Annotated in this window: 16 protein-coding genes and 1 pseudogene; 8 read left to right on the top strand and 9 right to left on the bottom strand. The window is 58.4% G+C overall.

Features of this window, described 5'->3' with window-relative positions; genetic code table 11:
* Positions 1-25: 25 nt before the first annotated feature.
* From preA to hydA, 3 genes are all read right to left on the bottom strand, one after another.
* Entirely contained in the window at positions 26-1,300 is a 1,275-nt protein-coding gene (gene preA / locus KW849_RS06595) for an NAD-dependent dihydropyrimidine dehydrogenase subunit PreA (protein ID WP_218428651.1), read from the bottom strand.
* On the bottom strand, positions 1,301-2,668 hold the full coding sequence (locus tag KW849_RS06590) for an NAD(P)-dependent oxidoreductase (protein ID WP_218428650.1): 1,368 nt from the start codon (positions 2,666-2,668) through the stop codon (positions 1,301-1,303). It lies immediately after the preceding gene.
* Positions 2,669-2,874: 206 nt separating this feature from the next.
* Positions 2,875-4,314 carry a dihydropyrimidinase gene (gene hydA, locus KW849_RS06585; RefSeq protein ID WP_218428649.1) on the bottom strand — a complete coding sequence of 480 codons (1,440 nt, stop codon included), beginning with the start codon at positions 4,312-4,314 and terminating at the stop codon, positions 2,875-2,877.
* Positions 4,315-4,854: 540 nt separating this feature from the next.
* Here hydA and KW849_RS06580 point away from each other — a divergent pair.
* Positions 4,855-6,339: an NCS1 family nucleobase:cation symporter-1 gene (locus KW849_RS06580; protein WP_218428648.1), complete on the top strand. Its 1,485-nt coding sequence runs from the start codon at positions 4,855-4,857 to the stop codon at positions 6,337-6,339.
* A gap of 141 nt (positions 6,340-6,480) precedes the next feature.
* Positions 6,481-7,752 carry a Zn-dependent hydrolase gene (locus KW849_RS06575; protein ID WP_218428647.1) on the top strand — a complete coding sequence of 424 codons (1,272 nt, stop codon included), beginning with the start codon at positions 6,481-6,483 and terminating at the stop codon, positions 7,750-7,752.
* Positions 7,753-7,911: 159 nt separating this feature from the next.
* On the opposite strand, the gene KW849_RS06570 is transcribed toward KW849_RS06575, so the two are convergent.
* Entirely contained in the window at positions 7,912-8,370 is a 459-nt protein-coding gene (locus tag KW849_RS06570) for a transposase (protein ID WP_218428646.1), read from the bottom strand.
* Positions 8,371-8,790: 420 nt separating this feature from the next.
* Here KW849_RS06570 and KW849_RS06565 point away from each other — a divergent pair, with 420 nt between their 5' ends.
* The 4 genes from KW849_RS06565 to KW849_RS06550 all read left to right on the top strand — a co-directional run bounded on the left by KW849_RS06565 (position 8,791) and on the right by KW849_RS06550 (position 14,516).
* Positions 8,791-9,891, top strand: coding sequence for a PAS domain S-box protein (locus KW849_RS06565; protein ID WP_218428645.1), 1,101 nt, complete (start codon positions 8,791-8,793; stop codon positions 9,889-9,891).
* Between the two features lie 148 nt (positions 9,892-10,039).
* Positions 10,040-10,261, top strand: a complete 222-nt coding sequence (locus KW849_RS06560; RefSeq protein ID WP_218428644.1) for a hypothetical protein — start codon at positions 10,040-10,042, stop codon at positions 10,259-10,261.
* 286 nt (positions 10,262-10,547) lie between these two features.
* Entirely contained in the window at positions 10,548-13,112 is a 2,565-nt protein-coding gene (locus KW849_RS06555; RefSeq protein WP_218428643.1) for a hypothetical protein, read from the top strand.
* Positions 13,113-13,511: 399 nt separating this feature from the next.
* Positions 13,512-14,516 (top strand): hypothetical protein, encoded by a 1,005-nt coding sequence (locus KW849_RS06550; RefSeq protein ID WP_218428642.1) that lies wholly within the window; start codon positions 13,512-13,514, stop codon positions 14,514-14,516.
* A gap of 220 nt (positions 14,517-14,736) precedes the next feature.
* Here KW849_RS06550 and KW849_RS06545 read toward each other — a convergent pair.
* Positions 14,737-15,363, bottom strand: a pseudogene (locus KW849_RS06545) (SDR family oxidoreductase); the annotation flags it as partial.
* Positions 15,364-15,442: 79 nt separating this feature from the next.
* Here KW849_RS06545 and KW849_RS06540 point away from each other — a divergent pair.
* Complete coding sequence (locus tag KW849_RS06540) at positions 15,443-16,777, top strand: hypothetical protein (RefSeq protein WP_218428641.1); 1,335 nt, start codon at positions 15,443-15,445, stop codon at positions 16,775-16,777.
* A 93-nt stretch (positions 16,778-16,870) separates the two neighbouring features.
* On the opposite strand, the gene KW849_RS06535 is transcribed toward KW849_RS06540, so the two are convergent.
* From KW849_RS06535 to KW849_RS06520, 4 genes are all read right to left on the bottom strand, one after another.
* Complete coding sequence (locus KW849_RS06535) at positions 16,871-17,638, bottom strand: SDR family oxidoreductase (RefSeq protein ID WP_218428640.1); 768 nt, start codon at positions 17,636-17,638, stop codon at positions 16,871-16,873.
* Between the two features lie 170 nt (positions 17,639-17,808).
* Positions 17,809-18,876, bottom strand: a complete 1,068-nt coding sequence (locus KW849_RS06530; protein WP_218428639.1) for a phosphotransferase family protein — start codon at positions 18,874-18,876, stop codon at positions 17,809-17,811.
* Positions 18,877-19,020: 144 nt separating this feature from the next.
* Positions 19,021-19,986 (bottom strand): 2-hydroxyacid dehydrogenase, encoded by a 966-nt coding sequence (locus KW849_RS06525; protein ID WP_218428638.1) that lies wholly within the window; start codon positions 19,984-19,986, stop codon positions 19,021-19,023.
* Between the two features lie 185 nt (positions 19,987-20,171).
* Positions 20,172-20,555, bottom strand: a complete 384-nt coding sequence (locus tag KW849_RS06520) for a tautomerase family protein (RefSeq protein ID WP_108215915.1) — start codon at positions 20,553-20,555, stop codon at positions 20,172-20,174.
* A 319-nt stretch (positions 20,556-20,874) separates the two neighbouring features.
* On the opposite strand from KW849_RS06520, the gene KW849_RS06515 reads away from it, so the two are divergent.
* Complete coding sequence (locus tag KW849_RS06515) at positions 20,875-22,155, top strand: serine/threonine transporter (protein ID WP_218428637.1); 1,281 nt, start codon at positions 20,875-20,877, stop codon at positions 22,153-22,155.
* The last annotated feature ends 32 nt before the right edge of the window (positions 22,156-22,187 follow it).

Raw genomic sequence — 22,187 nt, 5'->3', positions numbered from 1 at the left:
GCTGCGATCTTTTGATCTTCAGCGATCAAACGGCAACGTGATACGGATTCCTCGGATCATGATTCCAGTCCAGGAACGGCTTGCCAGTCTCCACCGGCACCATCTCGATGCAGTCCTGCACCGGGCAGGTGATCTGGCACAGGTTGCAGCCCACACACTCCTCATCGATCACCTGGTATTTGTGCGTGCCATCCGCTTGCTTGAGGCTGGCCACGGCCTGGTGCGATGTGTCCTCGCAAGCGATATGGCAACGACCACAGCCAATGCACGCCTCCTGATCGATTTTCGCGATCACCTGGTAGTTGATGTCCAGGTACTTCCAGTCGGTGGTGTTGCCCACCGCGCGGCCGGAAAATTCCGCGATGCTGGCGTAGCCCTGACTGTCCATCCAGCGTGACAAACCGTCCTTCATGTCTTCGACTATCCGGAAACCATGCAGCATCGCCGCCGTGCATACCTGCACCGAGCCACTGCCGAGCGCGATGAATTCCGCAGCATCGCGCCAGTTGCCGATGCCGCCGATCCCGCTGATCGGCAGGCCCTGGGTCTGCGGATCACGGGCGATTTCGGCGACCATGTTCAAGGCAATCGGCTTGACGGCCGAACCACAATAACCGCCATGGGTGCTTTGGCTGCCGACCATGGGGTTGGCGACCATGCGTTCAAGGTTGACGCTGGTGATCGAGTTGATAGTGTTGATCAACGACACCGCATCGGCACCGCCACGGTGGGCGGCGCGGGCGGCGACACGGATGTCGGTGATGTTCGGCGTGAGCTTGACGATCACCGGCAACGAGCAATACGTCTTGCACCAGCGGGTGACCTGTTCCACGTACTCAGGCACCTGGCCGACCGCCGCGCCCATGCCGCGTTCCGGCATGCCATGGGGGCAGCCGAAGTTCAGCTCGATGCCGTCGGCGCCGGTGGCCTCCACCAGCGGCAGGATGTGCTTCCAGGACTCTTCGACGCAGGGCACCATCAACGACACGATCAGCGCGCGATCCGGCCAGTCCTTTTTGACCTGGGTGATTTCCCGCAGGTTGATCTCCAGCGAGCGGTCGGTGATCAGCTCGATGTTGTTAAAACCGAGTACCTCCCGGTTAGCCCCGAAGTGCGCCGAGTAGCGCGACGATACGTTCACCGCCGCCGGGTCTTCACCCAGGGTTTTCCAGACCACGCCACCCCAGCCGGCCTCGAAGGCGCGGACCACGTTGTAGGCCTTGTCGGTCGGTGGAGCGGAGGCCAGCCAGAATGGATTGGGTGCTTTGATGCCGGCGAAGACAATCGACAGATCGGCCATTTACGCAGCCTCCACGTTGAGCATCAGTTGAGCATTGATCGCCTCGGCGGCGCGCTTGCCATGCTGCACGGCTTGCACGGTGAGGTCTTGATCGAGGCTGGTGCAGTCGCCGCCGGCATACACGCCGGGGATGCTGGTACGCAGGTTTTCATCGACTTCGATGCGCTCGCCCTGACGCTTGAGCTCACGGGCCAGCGGATCGCTGAGGGCGCTGCCGTCGAAGGCCTGGCCGATGGCCTTGAAGATCGCATCGGCGGCCAGTTCGAAGGTTTCACCGGTGGTTTGCAGGCGTCCTTCCACCAGATGGGTGCGGGCGAAACGCATGCCGCGCACGCGGCCGTGGTCATCGAGCAGCACTTCTTCGGGTTGTGCCCAGGTCATCAACCGCACCTGATTGGCCTTGGCAATCTCCTGTTCGTGATGGGTCGCGCCCATGTCCTCGATGCCACGGCGATACACCAGATTCACGTCGTGGGCGCCGAGGCGGGCCATTTGCACGGCCATGTCGATGGCGGTGTTGCCTGCGCCGAGGACGATGCAACGGTCGGCCAGGGGCAGTTGGGTCAGGTCATCGGCCTGGCGCAGTTCGCGGATGTAGTCGGTGGCGGCGAGCAGGCCGGGCGCGTCTTCGTGGGCCAGGCCCAGTTGTTTGCTGGCGTTGAGCCCGAGGCCGAGGAACACCGCATCGAACTGTTGATGCAGTTCGCTGAGGGAGAGGTTGTCTCCGAGCTTCTGCCCATGGCGGATTTCGATCCCGCCAATCTGCAACAGGAACTCAAGCTCCTGTTGTGCGTAGTCATCCACCAGTTTGTATTTGGCGATCCCGTATTCGTTGAGGCCGCCAGCCTTTTCCCGCGCCTCGAAGATCACCACGTCATGCCCGTGCATGGCACTGCGGTGGGCGCAGGACAACCCGGCCGGACCTGCACCGACCACGGCGATGCGTTTGCCGGTGGCGGCAGCGCGCTGGAAGGGGTGCGTACTGAAGTGGGCGTTGTCCACGGCGTAGCGTTGCAACAGGCCGATCATGACCGGTGCGCATTCGTGGGCGTTGTTGCGTACGCAGGCTTGCTGGCAAAGAATTTCCGTCGGGCACACCCGGGCGCAACTGCCGCCGAGGATGTTGGCCGAGAGGATTTTCTGCGCGGCACCTTGCACGTTGTCCTGCGCAATGTTGCGGATGAACGAGGGAATGTCGATTTCGCTCGGACAGGCATTCACGCAGGGCGCGTCGTAGCAATACAGGCAGCGCGAGGCTTCCAGGTGCGCCTGACGCTCGTTGAGCGGCGGCGCCAGATCGGTGAAATGGCCGGCGAGGGCGGCCGCATTCTCAACGGGATGCGGGAGGTGGTCCAGGGTCTTGATCACGGTTTTGGCCTCACGGTTATTTGAGGTGCTGCCTCTGAATGGGCATTATTTTTTGCTTCACCTTGTGGCGAGGGAGCTTGCTCCCGTTGGGTGGCGAAGCCGCCCCAAATCCGTTCAACCGGTTTGTTCTGATGCACCGGGTTGTTTGGTTCTGGGCCTGCTGCGCAGTCCAGCGGGAGCAAGCTCCCTCGCCACAGAGAAGCGGATCAGCGTTTCACAGCAACAGGCTTGTGCAACTCAGCCCGCTTGCTCAGCAAATCAAACACCGCCGGGTACGCCGGCCGTTCGATGTAGCGCCCGGCCCCGCGCTCGGCCCGCAGGTCGCCGTCGGCCCAGACCACGCGGCCCTGGCTGATGGTGTGGCTGGGCACGCCGCGCACGGTCTTGCCTTCGAAGATGTTGAAGTCCACCTGCTGATGGTGGGTCGTGGCGGAAATGGTCCGTGTGCCTTGCGGGTCCCACAGCACCAGGTCGGCATCGGCACCGACGCGAATCGCGCCTTTGCGTGGGTAGAGGTTGAAGATCTTCGCCGTGTTGGTGGACGTCAGCGCGACGAATTGCTGCATCGAAAAGCGTCCGCTGTTCACGCCTTCATCCCACAACACCGCCATGCGGTCTTCGATGCCGGCGGTGCCGTTGGGGATCTTGCTGAAGTCGTCGCGCCCCGCGGCTTTTTGCTCGGCGCAGAAGCAGCAGTGGTCGGTGGCGGTGGTGTGCAGGTTGCCCGATTGCAGGCCATGCCAGAGTGCCTCTTGATGGCCGCGAGGGCGGAACGGCGGGCTCATCACGTAACCGGCGGCGGTTTGCCAGTCCGGATCGCGGTAGACGCTGTCGTCCAGCAGCAGGTGCCCGGCCAGTACTTCGCCGTAGACCGGCTGGCCTTTGCCCCGGGCGTACGTGATTTCGTCGAGGGCTTCCTTGGTCGAGACGTGAACCAGGTACAGCGGCGTACCCAGGGTTTCGGCGATGCGGATCGCCCGGCTCGCCGCTTCGCCTTCCACCTGCGAAGGCCGCGACAGGGGATGCGCTTCCGGTCCGGTGATGCCCTGGGCCATCAGCTTGCGTTGCAGGTGATACACCAGTTCACCGTTTTCCGCGTGAACGGTCGGCACCGCGCCCAGTTCCAGGCAGCGTTCGAAACTCGCCACCAGGGTGTCGTCGGCGGCCATGATCGCGTTCTTGTAGGCCATGAAGTGCTTGAAGCTGTTGACGCCGTGCTGGCTGACCAGCTCGGCCATTTCCTCGCGGACCTGCTCGCTCCACCAGGTAATGGCGACGTGAAAGCCGTAGTCCGACGCCGACTTCTCGGCCCAGCCTCGCCACTGATGGAAGGCTTCGAGCAAGGATTGCTGTGGATTGGGAATCACGAAGTCGATGATCGACGTGGTGCCGCCGGCCAATCCCGCCGCCGTGCCGCTGAAAAAGTCTTCGCTGGCCACGGTGCCCATGAACGGCAGCTGCATGTGGGTGTGCGGATCGATGCCGCCGGGCATCAGGTATTGGCCGCTGCCGTCGAGCACTTCGGCGCCTGCAGGTACATCGAGCTTTTCGCCGATGGCCTTGATCACGCCGTCTGCGCAATACACATCGGCGCGATAACTTTCATCATGGGTAATAACGGTGGCGCCACGGATCAACAGAGACATTCCGAGTTCCTCGCAGGCAATGACCGGCTTATGCCGGTTCTAGATGTTTTATTCAAAACAGCCCGCACAGAATTAATCCTGTCAGTGCTGTCAGGATTAAACGCTAGCTGCACTTGTCCGAATCGGCAAGAATATTTTTTATAAGCTTATTCTGTAATTAACTATTTGATAATTAACGAATAAATTCATAAATCACCAAAATGGTGAGGCTGTTCACCATTTTGACGCACTTGACAGGATCGAAAAATAGTCAAGATTTCTTATGTGAAATCAGCTGTTTGAGTATGGTCTATGGTTGATGCGCAGCCATTGAAAAAAAGATCAACGCACCAGATTGAGCCCTGACTGTTTCGACAACTTGCCTGGCATTCGGCCTGAGTGACCTTACAAATAGTCGAGTCAGTGAATAAAAGCGATAAACATCAGTTGGTTGCAATGTGTTTATGGAACTGCCCGATGCGTAATCGGGGCACTCGGCACGTTTATTGATGCCGCCAGCCCCTGATGAGCAACAATAATCAAAAGAACAGTGGAGCGGCCATGCAACAGATCAGATCGCAAGTGACCGAACGCGACGGCTTGTTTGAGCTGGAAGCCGGCAGCGATGTCCTCGACAGTCCCCGTTACAACCACGACATTGCACCGACCAAGGTGCACGAACGCACCTGGAATAAATGGCACATCACCGCGCTGTGGGTGGGCATGGCAATCTGCGTGCCGACCTACACCCTCGGCGGGGTGCTGACCGCGTATTTTGGCCTGACCGTCGGCGAAGCGCTGTTGGCGATTCTGTTCGCCAACATCATCGTATTGATTCCCCTGACGCTTAACGCCTTTCCCGGCACCAAGTACGGCATTCCCTTTCCGGTGTTGCTGCGCTCGTCCTTTGGTGTGCTCGGTTCCAACATTCCGTGCCTGATCCGCGCCCTGGTGGCGTGTGGCTGGTTCGGCATCCAGACCATGTTCGGCGGGCTGGCGATTCACCTGTTTCTCGGCTCGGTGTTCGAGGGCTGGAAATCCCTGGGCGGCACCGGCGAGGTCATCGGCTTCATGGTGTTCTGGGCGCTGAACCTGTGGGTGGTGATCCGCGGCGCCGAGTCGATCAAATGGCTGGAAACCCTGTCGGCACCGCTGCTGGTGCTGGTGGGCGTAGGCCTGCTGGTCTGGGCCATGCCCAACGTGTCGATGAGCGAATTGCTGGCGATCCCGGCCAAGCGCCCCGAAGGCGCCGGCGTGGCCAGCTACTTCGCCGCCGGGCTGACGGCGATGGTCGGCTTCTGGGCCACGCTGTCACTGAACATTCCGGACTTCAGTCGCTACGCAAAAAGCCAGAAGGACCAGATCGTCGGGCAGATCATCGGGTTGCCGCTGACCATGTTCCTGTTCGCGTCCCTGGGCGTGGTGATGACCGCCGCCTCGGTGAAACTGGTGGGGGTGACGGTGTCCGATCCGGTGACCCTGATCGGTCATATCCAGAGCCCGGTCTGGGTCGCACTGGCGATGGCGCTGATCATCATCGCCACGCTATCGACCAATACCGCAGCCAACATCGTGTCGCCGACCAATGACTTCCAGAACATCGCGCCCAAGGCCATCAACCGCACCAAAGCGGTGTTGCTCACCGGGTTTGTCGGCCAGGCATTGATGGCCCATGAACTGCTGAAAAAACTCGGCCTGATCGTCTCGGACGTCAGTCTGGAAACCGTCTATTCCAACTGGTTGCTGGGTTATTCGAGCCTGCTGGGGCCGATCGCCGGGATCATGGTGGTGGACTATTTCCTGATCAAGAAACAGCAACTGGACCTTGCCGGCCTGTACCGCGATGACGTGTATCCGGCGTGGAACTGGTGCGGTTTCCTGGCCTTCGGCGTGCCGGTGGTGTTGACGCTGCTGTCCCTGGGCAGCGATGCCTTCAGCTGGTTCTACAGCTATGGCTGGTTTACCGGTTCGGCGCTGGGTGGGGTTATTTATTACGGGTTGAGTGTGATGCGGCCTAGTCCGTCTGTCGCTAAATCTGCGGTGTAGCTGATGGCCCCTTCGCTGGCAAGCCAGCTCCTACATTGCAAACGCAGTCCCCTGTAGGAGCTGGCTTGCCAGGGAAGACGACCTCAAATCCACCGAAGAACTACCTGAAGAAACACACAAGAACAGCCTGAGGAGATCATCATGAACGCGGCCGTCGACGTTCTACAGTCCAGCCATCAACACATCAACCGCGACCGCCTGTGGCAATCGCTCATGGAACTGGCCAGGCTCGGCGCCACGGTCAAGGGCGGCGTGTGTCGCCTGGCCCTGACCGACCTCGACCGCCAGGCCCGGGACATCTTCGTCAAATGGTGTGAGGAGGCTGGCTGCACCGTCAGCATCGATGCCGTTGGCAATATCTTCGCCCGTCGAGCCGGGCGCAATCCCGACTTGCCGCCGGTGATGACCGGCAGCCACATCGACACCCAGCCCACCGGCGGCAAGTTTGATGGCTGCTTCGGTGTATTGGCTGGCGTCGAAGTGCTGCGCACCCTCAATGACCTCGACATCGAAACCGAAGCGCCGCTGGAAGTGGTGGTCTGGACCAACGAAGAGGGCTCGCGCTTCGCGCCGTGCATGATGGGTTCCGGCGTGTTCGCGGAAAAATTCACCCTCGAAGAAACCCTGGCCAAGGTCGATGCCGACGGTGTCACCGTGGGGCAAGCGTTGAACGCCATCGGTTACGCCGGTCCGCGTCAGGTTACCGGCCATGCCGTGGGCGCTTATTTCGAAGCCCACATCGAGCAAGGCCCGATCCTTGAAGACGAACGCAAGACCATAGGCGTAGTCATGGGCGCCCTCGGGCAGAAATGGTTCGACCTGAAACTGCGCGGCGTCGAAGCCCATGCCGGCCCGACCCCTATGCACCTGCGCAAGGACGCTCTGGTCGGCGCCGCGGTGATTGTTGGAGCGCTCAACCGCGCCGCCCTCAGCCATCAACCCCATGCCTGCGGCACCGTCGGTTGCCTGCAAGCCTATCCCGGCTCGCGCAACGTCATCCCCGGCGAAGTGCGCATGACCCTGGACTTCCGCCATCTGGAACCGGCGCGCCTGGATTCGATGATCGCCGAAGTGCGCGAAGTCATCGAAACCACCTGCGACGAACACGGCCTGACCTTCGAACTCACGCCAACGGCCGACTTCCCGCCGCTGTACTTCGACAAAGGCTGCGTCGAAGCCGTGCGCGGCGCCGCCCAAGGCTTGGGCCTGTCGCACATGGACATCGTCAGCGGAGCAGGGCACGACGCGATCTTCCTCGCCGAACTCGGCCCGGCCGGAATGATCTTCGTGCCATGCGAAGGCGGCATCAGCCACAACGAAATCGAAAATGCCGCGCCGGATGACCTGGCGGCCGGGTGTGCGGTGCTGTTGCGGGCGATGCTGGCGGCTTCGGCGACGATTGCCAGTCAATGAAAGTCAAAAGATCGCAGGCTGCGCCAGCTCCTACATTGACCGAGTACAACCCTTGCGGATGTACGCGTTCCCCGTAGGAGCTGCCGAAGGCTGCGATCTTTTGACGTTGCTCTTCATGCATCACAAACCATGATGCTGAATCGTCATCCTGTTGCCCCATCAAATCCAAATGGCATCCCACAAAGGATAATCACCCACCCGTTTGACCAATCCCGCCCGCAAAGGATTCATGACGATGTACCGAGCCGCATCCTTGATGTCTTCATCACGACGTAATGCCCGGTCGTAATACCCGCGCTGCCACAGACGACCTTGATCGCCGCGCATGAGATTGATCGAACGGCTGCTTCTGGATTTGATTCGGCACATCAGCTCGGCCAACGTGCCATGCTTCAATTCCATCAACCAATGCAGATGATCCGGCATGACAACCCAGGCCATGGAGGTCACTAGCGATGCTTGATCGGCACAACGCAGTTGATCGACCAGAAGCCGTCCAATTCGCCAATTTGCGAACACAGGCGCTCGTTGATGGGCGACAGCGGTCAGTAGATAAATACGACCAGGTTCTGAAAATCGAGCGTTGCGCAGGCGACATCCATTTGCAGCGACAGGCATTCCTTGCCCTCCTTGAAATGCATTGGCAAATGAACGTTAGCCATTAGCGTGGACGCCATGGATGAAAGCATTTGCGAAATATTTCAAATGCGCCAAAAAAATCGCATGCTTACGCGGGCTTACGCGGGCTTACGCGGGCTTACGCGGGCTTACGCGGGCTTACGCGGGCTTACGCGGGCTTACGCGGGCTTACGCGGGCTTACGCGGGCTTACGCGGGCTTACGCGGGTATATACAATCCCTGTAGGAGCTGCCGAAGGCTGCGATCTTTTGATCTTTTGATCTTTGACCATTCAACTGACGTCGAAAATCAAAAGATCGCAGCCTTCGGCAGCTCCTGCATCTGCACGATCATGAGCGCCCGTGGTCGTATTCTTCACAGGCCGGCGCATGATTGCGCCGCCGCACGCGTGGAGATCCCATGAGCCAGGACGTCCTCACCACCGAAACCAATCGCCGTCAGCTGCAGCAAATCATCGCCGGCCTGTCCGACGGGGTGATTCTGCTGGACCCCGACCAGAGCATCCTGTGGGCCAACGAGGCGGCGCTGGCCATGCACGGTGTCTCGCAAGTCAGCGATCTGGGTGCCAATGCCGAGGCCTATGCCAAACGCTTCGCCTTGCGCCATAACAACAACCATGGGGTGCCAGCCGACAGCTATCCGATCAACCGTGTAGCTCGCGGCGAGACGTTCAGCGATGTGCTGGTGGAGGTGACTTCGGCGGCGGACGAAGAGCGTACCTGGGTCCACCGCGTGCGCGGCCTGGTATTGACCGACAGCCATGGCCAGCCGGAATCGCTGGTATTGATCATGGACGATGTCACCGACCGGGTCGGCGCCGAGCAACGTTTCGCCACAGCGTTTCGCCTGTCCCCGGTGCCGATTCTGCTGTGTGGCGCGGCTGATCAACGGGTGCTGGACGTCAACGAAGCGTTCCTCGATACCCTCGGTTATCCCAGTGAGGAAGTGCTTGGGATCAGCATTGCGCAGATCGATTTCATCGATGACAAAAACGCGCGCATCTGGCTGTTCGCCGCGCTGGAGAAAACCGGCAGCCTGGACCGCATCGATGTGCGCGTGCGCAGAAAAGACGCCGGGCTGATCGATTGCACCGTGTCGGCGGGCACGGTGAACATTCAAGACAACCCGTGCTATCTGCTGGTGCTGGTGGACGTCACCGAGCGCAAGCGCACCGAGCTGGAACTGGTGTCGGCCATCGAGGAAGCGATGAAGGACGCCTCATGGTTCAGCCGCACGCTGATCGAAAGACTGGCCAAGGTGAAGAACGTCAATTCACCGAAGTTACCCAGCGTGTCCTTCACCGACCTGACTGCCCGTGAGCGCGAGGTGCTGGACCTGATCTGCGAAGGCCGGGCCGACAAGGAAATCGCCGCGCGCCTGAAACTGGCGCCGAACACAGTGCGCAATCATGTGGCGGCGGTGTATTTGAAACTCAATGTGCATAGCCGCAATGAAGCGATTGTCTGGGCGCGGGAGTGGGGACTGTTCTCGAAAGAGTAGCGGCCAAAGGGGCAGCGGTAAGGCGCAAATGCCACCGGCCGGGCCATAAGTGATTCGCAGGTTTTTATTTTTGTGACAGGTGTATGGATTTTGCACGCCGGTTCTGTTGTCACAAAAAATGTGTCGATCACTTATCGCGGGTCAACCGATGAAAACTCTTGGGAAACGCGTTATCTCACCTTTGTCGCTGGCGTTGTGCGCGGCGATCCTCGGCGGCTGTGCCAGTCCGCCACCCCCTCCAGCAGTCACTCCACCCCCTCCAGAACGCACCTGCCAGGCCATGGATAAAACCGATGTCCTCGGTGATGTACGGGCCGAAGACGGGCAGGTCACCCGAATCACCACCACGACTCGCTGCGTGACGCAGTAAACCCCAAAGTGGCCTTCAGTCGGCCCGTGTTGAGGACATCGAAGGCGCGAACCGCGCGATGCGCGGATGATGCCGCCGATCGTGCGTGCCGTCGTGTTGGTCATTTCGAGTGCCGTCGGTGCAGTTCGGCTGGCAGTTGCCGAAAGCCATCGGTTCTTTGAAGCACTTCTTTATCGCCAATGGTTCTAGAAAAACTGTCAACTCTGACAGTTTCAGGCGTGCCCATTTTTCCCGATAGTTGAATGACCACCCGTGATCATTCACTTACCAGCATCGAGAGCACGCCATGACCGTCGAAGTTAAAGCCGCAGCCACAGGAATCGGCCCCGTGTACATCTGTCACGGAGCTCAGGACGACCTCAGCCATACCTTGAACATTGCAGGTGTTGACGACAACAGCCCGTGGGTCAATCACGGCGTCAGTCTCAATCATGCTGCCGGCGAATCATCGTCGATCATCACCGATCCTCAACTCGGTGTTTACCAGGTGTTTAAGTCGGAGGGCTCCGCGTGGAAGCTCAACTGTCCGGCCAATGGCACGGACCGCGACTTCGACTTCTGGGTGCAGACCGAGTTCACCGCCGCACCTTGCAAGATCCCGATGCGATTGGGGCACTACCGTCGCAAGATTCTCGACAGCCGCCGCCCGATCAGTGCTCCGGTGGTGGGGGACACAGTGGCAGCGGAGGTTCAAATCGGTTCATTTTATACAGACAAGGAACTGGAGGGCGTTGAGGTCGAGTGGTACTACGACGACGGGGAGATGGTGCAGAAGGTGCCGACTGCCAATCAGGGGTGGAGCAAGTTCGAACATGCCGTTACCACCGCGGGGGAGCATACGATTACGGCAAAGGTTCATAGCCTTTATGACGACACAACGGCAGAGCAGAGTTTTACGATCAATGTGTATGTGGAGAGCCCTTGGGAGCAGGCCACATTGTTGATCAACGGCAAGAAAGTGGAATGGAGGGCGGAGCTCTTTTTACTCCGTGGGCAGGCGAACGATGTGACGGTGGTGGCTCCATCCGCGATCGCCGGGGAGCTCAACCTAGGACTGGCAGAAAATGGCCAGTTAATCATCGATGCAAAGCCGAATTTTAGCGATTGGGTGGCTCGCGTCGATGGCCGGTTCAATTGGAAGATTACGCCGCACGCTGACAAGAGCGGTCGTATCTCTCTGGCGTTTATCAGCAGGGAAGTGCTGGTGCCGTGGGAGCATCGAAGCCTGGTGATTTCGAGCAATCTGGCGGATGAAGTGGATCAGGTTCTGGTGGGCGGTGTTCCCTCCCCGGCCGACGGTGCCGTGTTTTTCAGGAATGAGCCGCAGATCGTCACCCTGACCTACAAGCCAGACAGCCCCCTGCAAGACTACCCGCTGGAGCTGACAGGCACGCCGCTCACTGGCGTGCAACCTGGCAATCTGACGGTAAGCGCGTCAGGCAATAATACCTGGACAGTCAACTCCCATACCAACAGCGGCACGTTCGAACTGAAGTTGAGCGGTGCGGACATGACCACTGGCATTACGCTGCCTGTGTGCAAGGTAATGTCGCGGTACCTGACGGAAGAGGCGGACGTCAAGATCGATGGCGTACCGGTTCCTACCGGTGGCAATGTATTTTTCAGGGGGCAGGCTCAGGTCGTTACGCTGACGCCCAAAGCTGACAGTCCAATCGCCGGGCATCCGGTGAAGCTGACGTGCACGATCAAAAGTGGTCTTGTTGCGGCCAATGTGGAGAGCGTGCCTGCATTTGGTAGTGAGCAAACAACTCACAGCTGGCGCGTCACCGGCTCGACCAAAAGCGGAACCTTCCAGCTGAGTTTCGCGGGCAAGGACATGACCCGCCCGATCACTGTGGCGGTGAGCAAGTTGCTGTCGACTAACCTCGCAGACGAGGGGGAGGTCAAGATTGCCAACGCTCCGGTACCCGCCGGGGGCAATGTATTTTTCAGGGGGCAGGCTCAGGTCGTTACGCTAACGCCCAAAGCTGACAGTCCGATCGCCGGGTATCCGGTGAAGCTGACGTGCACGATCAAAAGTGGTCTTGTTGAGGCCAACATGGTGAGTGCGCCTGCATTTGATACTAAGCAAACCGTGCACAGCTGGAGGGTCACTGGCTCGACCAACAGCGGCACCTTCCAGTTCAGCCTGGCGGGTGAGGGCATGACCACGGCGATTACGGTGGCGTTGAGTAAATTGCTGTCGACCAACCTGGCTGATGAGGCGACAGTTTTGTTGGGCGGCGTTGCGATACCGGCAAGCGGGGCAGATTTCATCGGGGGGGAAGCCCAAACACTCACTTTGAGTTACAAGAACGCAGACGTGTTGAAGGGCGTTCCCTTGGCCCTTGATTGGGTTCCAGATAGCCCTCTTGTACATGGCGATCTTGCCTGTCAGCCGCCTCTTCGCCAACTATCCACAACGCACGAGTGGGCGCTCACAGGCGCAGCGAAGAATGGAACATTCAAGTTGAAGTTGTTTAGCGCGGGAGAGACGGCGGGGCTTCTTACGCCGACTAACAGATTATCGAAAGGGGTTTATAAGCTGAGGTTCATGAAGGTTAAGGATGGTGAATTCGTGGAACTACCTGTTCCCCCTGCCGTGGTGAAAATCCCGATAGGTGTTTATTTCACGCATGTTCGGGTTACCGGACCGGACAACTCCCCCATAGCGGGTGTTTCAGTGACGGTTGATGGCTCCGCCACTTCGCCAATAACGAATATAACTAATGCTGCCGGGATCATGTATGGCACAGTAGGATTTGGCGTTGGTGAGTATGACCTATTAGCAGTATCGACACTGGATGGACAACCGTACACGGCATCGTTACGTTTGGATGTTTTCGGATAATGGATAGACACCAGATATTGCAGAATTATTGGGGCTGGAGGTGTATTAGGCACTGGAAAATATCGATCCTCAGGATTCACCTATGTAATTGATCGACGGCAAATAACAAAAGGCAATCAGAGACTGCCTTTTGTTCATCCCCCCCGGGGGGGGCGCGGCGTTGTTGACCAGGATGCCGAGGCGGCCGAACTGTTGCTTGATGCTGGCGATGGCGCTGGCGCTGGCTATGTCGCGGTAATGATGGCGCACTCCGTACAAGACTTTGTTAAGCCCGTTTGGGTTTTTTATCGTGTTTTGTTCTAGCTCACCTGTCAGTTATGACAGTTACCGGTTTATCCAACCCTCCTGATAATCATCGGACTGATTTTTATATCCACCGTTGAACGAGGAAGCGCCGTCATGACCACCCATCTAAAAAACACATTAGTTGCAGCAAGCCCTTGGGAACAAGCCACGTTGTTGATCAACGGCAAGAAAGTGGAATGGAGGGCGGAGTTCGTTTTACTCCGTGGGCAGGAGAACGCTGTGACAGTGTCCGCCCCACCCGAAATTGCCGGGGCGATCAACCTGGGGCTGGTTGAGGGTGGCGGTTTGACCATCGTTGCATCCCCGAAATTTGACGGTTGGGTGGCTCCCGTCAATGGCAAGTTCAATTGGAAGATTACGCCGGGCGCTGGCAAGAGCGGTCGTATCACCCTGGTGTTTTTCAGCAGGGAAGTGCAGGTGCCGTGGGAGCATCGAAGCCTGGTAATTTCGAGCAACCTGGCGGATGAGGTGAGAGTTTTGTTGGGCGGCGTTGCGATACCGCCAAACGGGGCAGACTTCATGGGGGAGAAAACCCAAACACTCACTTTGGATTATTTGAACGCAGATGTATTGAAAAACGCTCCACTGGCCTTGGACGCAATACTTGTGACAGGGCTAGTACCAGGTGACGTAAAAAGCGTACCAACTCTTAAGCAGCTAACGACAAAACATGAATGGTATCTTACAGGCGGCAACAAGAATGGAACATTTCGGTTAAAGCTGTCCACTGAGCATGACTTGGCTGTAATGGAAACGCCGACGAATCGCCTGCAAACTTCGGAGATATTCGAAATTTGGTTCGATGGTGTAAAGAGGCAACCAGGTTTGGATTTGTATCCCCCTCTGGGGAAAGAGCTGGATCTGGTTTTTCGTCCAACGTCTAATATTCCGACTACGCGTCATACACTGAGTGTTGTAAAGGAAGCCCCCGGAGGCATGACTATCATCCCGACTGGAAATATTCAAAATATAGGCACTGTGTGGAAGTTGAATGTCCGTGATAATAATGCAAACAGTAGTGGCTTTTTTTTAATTGCCGTAACATTTGAAGCATATCCGGATCTACGCTATGACCTTCGTTTTAATTTGGATTTTTGAGTCGCGATGTTAATTAAAAGTGAGGGTTTAGTTGAATATTTATCAATATAAGTTTGTAGTGCTTATGGGGTGCCTATATTGATGTCGTATGGGAGTGTTGCACGCACTCCAATACCAAGTAAGGCTTCTAACCATTTCAAAAATTTGGCAGTTTGCCCGTGGTGAAACGACCGCGGGCGAGCAGCCCTCTTACAGTTTTCGTATCTGAACCAAGATAAGAACCCCCATCCACATTCAACGAAACTCCAGTCGTGTAACTCGAAGCATCACTCGCCAGACACAACACCGCCCTCGGATCCGCCACCCGCTTCAGCGGAATCTGCGCCAACGCCGTCTTCAAAATCGCATCGTTCTTCACCAGCGCCGACGCAAACTTGGTATCCGTCAACCCCGGCAACAACGCATTGCACCGAATCCCAAACTGCGCACATTCCTTGGCAAACACCTTGGTCATGTTGATCACGGCAGCCTTGGTCACCGAGTAGATGCCTTGGAAGATCCCCGGTGAAACACCGTTAATCGAGGCGAAGTTGATGATGCCGCCGCCACCATTTTCGCGCATCGGCTTGCCGGCTTCGACCGACATGAAGAAGTAGCCGCGGATGTTCACGTCGACGGTTTTCTGGAAGGCGCTGAGGTCGGTGTCCAGCACGTTGCAGAACGGCGGTTTGGTCGCGGCGTTGTTGACCAGGATGCCGGCGAAGACCTGGCTGATCTGTTCCATTTCGCCGATGTGGCAAGCGATGGCGGTGGCTATGCCGCGGCAATGATGGCGCACTCCGTACAAGACTTTGTTACGCACGTTTGGGTTTTTATCGCACCGTGTTCTAGCTGACCTGTCAGTTATGATAGTTTCCAGAGTGCCGATTTTTCCTGATAGTTAACGGACTGTTTTTTATGTCCATCACTGAAAAGGAATCGTCGTCATGACCGCCGAACTAAACGCTACAAACGCTGCAGCAAGCCCTTGGGAAAAAGCCATATTGTCGATCGACGGCAAGCAAGTGGAATGGGGGGCGGAGCTCGTTTTGCGCCGTGGGGAGATTAACTATGTGAAGGTGGAGGCTCCACCCGAAATTGCCGGGGCGATCAACCTGGGGCTGGTTGAAGGTGGCGGTTTAAACATCATAGCAAGGCCGAATTTTGGCGATTGGGTGGCTCCCGTCAATGGCCGGTTCAATTGGAGCATTATACCGGACGCTGGCAAGAGCGGTCGTATCACCCTGGTATTTCTCAGCAGGGAAGTGGTTGAGCCGTGGGAGCATCGTAGCCTGGTGATTTCAAGGAAACTGGCCGATGAGGCCGACGTGAAGATTGACGGCGTTGAAGTACCCGCCGAAGGTAATTGGTTTTACCGCGATAAGGCGCGGACGGTTACGTTGACCCCCAAATCGGGCAGTCCATGGCCCGGTCTTCCGGTCACGCTGACCTGTACCGTCTACGACGGCCTGGATGTCGACAACGTGGTGAGTGCGCCAGCCTTCGGCAGTGAGCAAACCACGTATAGCTGGGGTGTGACGGGGAACACAAAAAGCGGAAGGTTCTGGCTGACGTTGGCGGACAAGGGTATGACCACGCCGATTACGTTGGCGGTCAGCAAGTTGATATCGAGCAATTTGGCGGATGAGGCAGACCTCTTGATTGATGGAAAGGCTGTTCCGCCCACTGGTATCGATTTCTACCATCGGGAACCTCGTATCGTTTCACTCCGACCCAAATACAACAGCCCTATAGCGAGATTTCCTGTGGCGTTGAAACGATCAATAATCTCGGGCCTCAAACCTGAAGATTTAAGGAGTGAGCCTCCTTTCGACGGGTTTCAGACGGATCACCGTTGGACCGTGACCGGGGTCAGCGGGGTCGGCACCTTTCGACTGAGCCTGGCGGGCGAGAGTATGACCCATGAGTTGGACGCGCCGAATTGCAGGGTACGATCGGAGCAGTCTTCTTTAAGGTTTTACTACGCAAATGCAAGTCAATATGCACCTCTGCCTCCGGAAGTCGTTAATCAACCTGTCGGTAGTTGGAATAGAGTTGATTTGAAGCTCATGCATGCAGATGGCTCCTCCATAGCAGGTGCGCCCGTGACGATTTACAGGCCGGAAAAAGAGCCTGTCAGCGGGAGAACTGATGTGAACGGGGTAATGTTAGGTTTTCCCGATTACCAGTACACCACTCCTGGCCCGCGTACATTCGAGGCAGTAGCGACGTTACCAAGCGGGGAGGTACGGGCAACCTACCTGATTGACGTTCAGCCTTGACCTGTTGGTTGGCAAGTGGACCAGTGGAGTCCGATTGGCACCGATAGCGTTCCCACGAACGCTATCGTTTTTTTGTTAATCCAGTGAACCGAATCAGGACAGGAACCCCCCATCCACATTCAGCGAAACCCCAGTCGTATAACTCGAAGCATCACTCGCCAAATAAAGCACCGCCCCCGCCATCTCACTCGGATCCGCCACGCGCTTGAGCGGGATCTGCTGCAACGCGGTGTTCAGAATGGCTTCGTTTTTCACCAGCGCCGACGCAAACTTGGTATCGGTCAACCCCGGCAACAACGCATTGCACCGAATCCCGAACTGCGCACACTCCTTGGCAAACACCTTGGTCATGTTGATCACGGCCGCCTTGGTCACCGAGTAGATGCCCTGGAAGATGCCCGGTGATACACCATTGATCGAGGCGACGTTGATGATGCTGCCGCCGCCGTTGTCGCGCATCAGCTTGCCGGCTTCGACCGACATGAAGAAGTAGCCGCGGATGTTCACGTCGACGGTTTTCTGGAAGGCGCTGAGGTCGGTGTCCAGCACGTTGCAGAACTGTGGGTTGGTCGCGGCGTTGTTGACCAGGATGTCGAGGCGGCCGAACTGTTGCTTGATGCCGGCGAAGACCTGGCTGATCTGTTCCATTTCGCCGATGTGGCAGGCGATGGCGGTGGCCTTGCCGCCGGCGGCGATGATCGCGTCGGCCACGTGTTGGCAGCCTTCGAGTTTGCGGCTGGAGACGATCACGTGGGCGCCTTGCTGGGCCAGCAGTTTGGCGATGGCTTCACCAATGCCGCGGCTGGCGCCGGAGACGAAAGCGATCTTGCCGTCGAGGTCGAACAACTGAGTTTTGGACATGGGATTCCCTTATGAAAAGTCTTGTTATCGAGTCAGATGCCGGGGTAGGGCGAGTGATGTCTGGTGGGGTGGGCTTGCTGCGTTGGTCAGTGAACGAGCGTTATCGTTGACGACCTTCGCGAGCAGGCTCGCTCCTACAGGGGATTGTGTGTAATCGAACCGAATCGGGCTCAGAGGCTGGATTTCCGGATGACCTGCAAGCTCATTTGCTCCAGCAGTTTGTTCATGTGAATGAACTGCGCGAAGCGTTTGTCCTGGGTCTGGCCGTGGTAGAAGCGGTAGTAGATCTGCTGCACGATGCCGGCCAGGCGGAACAGGCCGTAGGTGTAGTAGAAGTCGAAATTGTCGATGCGGATGCCCGAGCGTTCGGCGTAGTAATCGACGAACTCGCGGCGGGTCAACATGCCCGGCGCGTGGCTTGGTTGGCGGCGCATCATCTGCACCGGCGCCGGATCATCGGCTTCGATCCAGTAGGCGAGGGTGTTGCCCAGGTCCATCAGTGGATCGCCCAGGGTGGTCAGTTCCCAGTCGAGCACGCCGATGATCTGCATCGGGTTGTTCGGGTCGAGGATCACGTTGTCGAAGCGGTAGTCGTTGTGCACGATGCTGGAGACCGGGTGGTCGGCCGGCATCTTGTCGTTGAGCCAGGCTTTCACCGTTTGCCATTGTGGTGCATCGGGGGTCAGGGCCTTTTCGTAGCGATCGCTCCAGCCTTTGATTTGCCGCGCCACGTAACCTTCGGGTTTGCCCAGGTCGCCCAGGCCGTAGGCGTTGTAGTCGACGCGATGCAGTTCCACGAATTTATCGATGAAGCTCTTGCACAGGGCTTCGGTTTTCGCCGGATCCAGGCCCAGTTCCGGCGGCAGGTCCGAGCGCAGGATGATGCCGTTGACCCGTTCCATGACATAGAACTCGGCACCGATCACCGATTCGTCGGTGCAGTGCACATAGGCTTTCGGGCAGTACGGAAAGCCGTCGCGCAGTTGATTGAGGATGCGGAATTCACGGCCCATGTCGTGGGCCGACTTGGCCTTGTGGCCAAAGGGCGGGCGACGCAGGACGAATTCCTGTTCGGGGTATTCCAGCAGGTAGGTGAGGTTGGAGGCGCCGCCCGGAAACTGACTGATCCGTGGCAAGCCACTGAGCCCCGGAATATGGGCCTTGAGGTACGGATCGATCAGGCTGGCATCGAGTTCTTCGCCGGTGCGGATACGGGTGGACTGGTCATTAAGCGCCATGCTTATCCCTTCTGCTTATTCTGGAGGCCTTAAACTATTGGCTAATCTAATGCGCACACGGCGCACCCACAACCGCGAATGGCTCTTATAGGCGAGCGTGTTGCCGGCCAATCATTGCTTTTGATACAGCTGTTTGAATCACCGTCACTGGGCGACATGGCTCTTGGCGGGTGGCAAGTCGATCGGCGTCAGCACCGGTTGGCTGGAGAAAAACGCCACGAGGTTCTTGCCCACCAGTTCGACGGTGCCTTGGGTGGCCTCCGGGGACAGCCCGGCGACATGGGGCGTGAGGATCACGTTGCTCAGGGTCTTGAGCACATCCGGCACCTTCGGTTCGGCGTCGAATACATCCAGCGCGGCACCGGCGATCCGGCGTTGCTCCAGGGCGCTGATCAGGTCAGCGGTGGCAATCACGCTGGCCCGGGCGATGTTGACGATAAACCCCTTGGGGCCCAACGCGTCGAGCACCTGGCGATTGACCAGGTGCCTGGTGGCCGGGCCGCCGGGCGTGGCGACGATCAGGAAGTCCGAGGTACGCGCAAGTTCAGTCGGGGTCGAGCAGAAGGTGTAGGGCACATCGCTGCGAAGCTGGCGATTGTGGTAACCAATGGTCATGTCGAAACCGGCGCTGGCGCGTTTGGCGATGGCCATGCCGACCGCGCCGAGGCCAAGGATGCCCAAGCGCTTGCCAGCCAGGGAAGGGCGCATGATCTTCGGCCACTCGCCGCGGCGTACGGCCGCATCACAGCGGGGTATGTCGCGCACCAGCGACAGCAGCAGCGCCATGGCATGGTCGGCGACGGACGAGGCGTTGACCCCGGCGCCATTGGTGACGGTGATGCCCCGGTCGGCGGCGGCCTGCAGGTCGACGTGTTCATAACCGGCGCCGATCACGCAGATGATCTTGAGGTTGGGCAGCGCGGCGATTTCATCGGCATACAGCCCCAATGGGCCGCGAGTGAGGACGGCATCGATCTGCCCGGCGTGGCCGGCAATGGCCTCGACGCGCTCGGCGGGCGTCGGGGCCAGAATCAGATGGAAGCCCTGATGTTCGAGGATGGGCAGGTAATCATTGATGGTTTCAACCAGTACCAGAACGGTTACGGGCATGCTTGGCTCCCTGTGGGCATCGTAAAGTCAGATCGAGCGCCGCTTTGTTTCGACGGCATGAGAGTGGCGTGGGCGGCTTCGAGAATCTCGTCCGAGAGCGGGTCGCCGCGGGTGGCCCCGGCTTTCGCTGGCTTGTTTGCGGGAAACTCGGGGCATGGGTCACTCTCGGGTCTGCTGGTTGAACATCAGAGGGCGTACTGGGCAATCCCGTTGCCAAACGACCAGTTCTCTTTTTTCACTTCCACCAGATTAATGAAAACGTCCTCCAGACGCACCGCGAGCTCTGCATGAAGGCTCTCGGCAATGGTTTTGTAGAGGAGTTTTTTCTGCTCGACGGTCCGGCCTTCGCTCATGGTGATCTGGATCACCACCAACTGGTCGGTGCGGTTGATGCCCAGATAACCGGGATCAAAGATGAAATGCTGCGCATCGTGTTCGGCGAGTATCTGAAAATTATCGTTCTCCGGCACGCCGATGGTGCTGTGCATGGCGGCGTAGATCAGTTGGCCGATGCGCTTGGCGTGGGTGGGGTCCTGATGTTTTTTGATGTCGACGCGAACCAGTGGCATGGGAAGAATCCGGTGGGAATGCGGGTCAATTAAAAATACATGGCGATAGACCTTTATCAAGTGGCAGACGCCATCTAGCGATAAAGCGCAGGATCTGAATACCGCACAAATCCCTGTGGGATCGCCGCACCGCCGCTCCCACAGGTTATGTGTCGCTCACTATCACCCGATCTGGCACCACCGTTCCTCACCTAAGTCTTTGCTTCTGTTCACGAATCCTCCAGAATCGCGCCCCTGTTCCGGCCAGGGCGCCGCCTGTCGGGTATTCCGACGCGTCCTGGCCGGGTGGCAAGTGACCGGAATGTGGAGATCCCACCGGATGAATGATCAGGCCAATAGCGTTAACGAACGCTATGTAGACGCGACACCAGCGACACTGTCGAGCTGGAATCGCCAAGACACCACCTGGATGCTGGGCCTGTTTGGCACGGCGATTGGTGCGGGAACCCTGTTTTTGCCGATCAACGCAGGCCTGGGCGGTTTCTGGCCGCTGCTGATCCTGGCGTTGCTGGCGTTCCCGATGACGTTCTACGCACACCGCGGGCTGACCCGTTTCGTGCTGTCCGGCCGCGAAGGCGCCGACATCACCGAAGTGGTGGAAGAGCATTTCGGCATCAAGGCAGGTGCCCTGATCACCTTGCTTTATTTCTTCGCGATTTTCCCGATCCTGCTGATCTACAGCGTGGCCCTGACCAACACCGTGGGCAGTTTCCTCGAGCATCAACTGCACATCATGCCGCTACCGCGCGCCGTGCTGTCGCTGGTGTTGATCCTCGGCCTGCTGGCGGTGGTGCGTTGCGGTGAGCAGCTGATCGTCAAGGCCATGAGCCTGATGGTCTACCCATTCATCGTTGCGCTGCTGTTCCTGGCGGTGTACCTGGTTCCGCACTGGAACGGCGGGATTCTGGCCACCGCCAGCAGCGTACCGGCGCCTTCGGCGTTGCTGCACACGATGTGGCTGGCGATTCCGGTGATGGTGTTCTCGTTCAACCACTCACCGATCATCTCGGCGTTCGCCGTGGACCAGAAGCGTCGCTATGGCGAGCACGCCGAGGCGCGCAGCTCGCAGATCCTGTCCCGCGCCCACCTGCTGATGGTGGTGATGGTGCTGTTCTTCGTCTTCAGTTGCGTGCTGACCCTGTCGCCAGCGCAACTGGCTGAAGCCAAGGCGCAGAACCTGTCGATCCTGTCGTACCTGGCCAACCACTTCAGCAACCCGACCATCGCCTTCGCGGCGCCGTTGATTGCCTTCGTGGCCATTTCCAAGTCGTTCCTGGGCCACTACATCGGCGCCAGCGAAGGTCTCAAGGGCCTGATCGTCAAGAGCGGCAAGCGTCCATCCGCCAAGGCCCTGGACCGCATGACCGCCGCGTTCATGCTGGTGGTGTGCTGGATCGTCGCCACGCTCAACCCGAGCATTCTCGGCATGATCGAAACCCTGGGTGGCCCGGTGATCGCGGCGATCCTGTTCCTGATGCCGATGTACGCGATCCGCAAGGTGCCGGCCATGGCGCGCTATCGCGGTCAGGCATCCAACGTCTTCGTGACGGCGGTGGGCCTGGTGGCGATTACGGCGTTGATCTATTCGCTGAGTGCTTGATAGGTAAAGATCAAAAGGTCGCAGCCTGCGGC

It is taken from the genome of Pseudomonas sp. PDM26, assembly GCF_019219185.1.
Taxonomy (GTDB): Bacteria; Pseudomonadota; Gammaproteobacteria; order Pseudomonadales; family Pseudomonadaceae; genus Aquipseudomonas.
This window is presented reverse-complemented; position numbering and strand designations above follow the sequence as displayed.

Bases quoted from the DNA above. Each gene is read 5' to 3' on its own strand.
- preA (WP_218428651.1), bottom strand. From the start codon at position 1,300: ATGGCCGATCTGTCGATTGTCTTCGCCGGCATCAAAGCACCCAATCCA.
- hydA (WP_218428649.1), bottom strand. From the start codon at position 4,314: ATGTCTCTGTTGATCCGTGGCGCCACCGTTATTACCCATGATGAAAGT.
- KW849_RS06580 (WP_218428648.1), top strand. From the start codon at position 4,855: ATGCAACAGATCAGATCGCAAGTGACCGAACGCGACGGCTTGTTTGAG.
- KW849_RS06575 (WP_218428647.1), top strand. From the start codon at position 6,481: ATGAACGCGGCCGTCGACGTTCTACAGTCCAGCCATCAACACATCAAC.
- KW849_RS06570 (WP_218428646.1), bottom strand. From the start codon at position 8,370: ATGCCTGTCGCTGCAAATGGATGTCGCCTGCGCAACGCTCGATTTTCA.
- KW849_RS06565 (WP_218428645.1), top strand. From the start codon at position 8,791: ATGAGCCAGGACGTCCTCACCACCGAAACCAATCGCCGTCAGCTGCAG.
- KW849_RS06560 (WP_218428644.1), top strand. From the start codon at position 10,040: ATGAAAACTCTTGGGAAACGCGTTATCTCACCTTTGTCGCTGGCGTTG.
- KW849_RS06555 (WP_218428643.1), top strand. From the start codon at position 10,548: ATGACCGTCGAAGTTAAAGCCGCAGCCACAGGAATCGGCCCCGTGTAC.
- KW849_RS06550 (WP_218428642.1), top strand. From the start codon at position 13,512: ATGACCACCCATCTAAAAAACACATTAGTTGCAGCAAGCCCTTGGGAA.
- KW849_RS06540 (WP_218428641.1), top strand. From the start codon at position 15,443: ATGACCGCCGAACTAAACGCTACAAACGCTGCAGCAAGCCCTTGGGAA.
- KW849_RS06535 (WP_218428640.1), bottom strand. From the start codon at position 17,638: ATGTCCAAAACTCAGTTGTTCGACCTCGACGGCAAGATCGCTTTCGTC.
- KW849_RS06530 (WP_218428639.1), bottom strand. From the start codon at position 18,876: ATGGCGCTTAATGACCAGTCCACCCGTATCCGCACCGGCGAAGAACTC.
- KW849_RS06525 (WP_218428638.1), bottom strand. From the start codon at position 19,986: ATGCCCGTAACCGTTCTGGTACTGGTTGAAACCATCAATGATTACCTG.
- KW849_RS06520 (WP_108215915.1), bottom strand. From the start codon at position 20,555: ATGCCACTGGTTCGCGTCGACATCAAAAAACATCAGGACCCCACCCAC.
- KW849_RS06515 (WP_218428637.1), top strand. From the start codon at position 20,875: ATGAATGATCAGGCCAATAGCGTTAACGAACGCTATGTAGACGCGACA.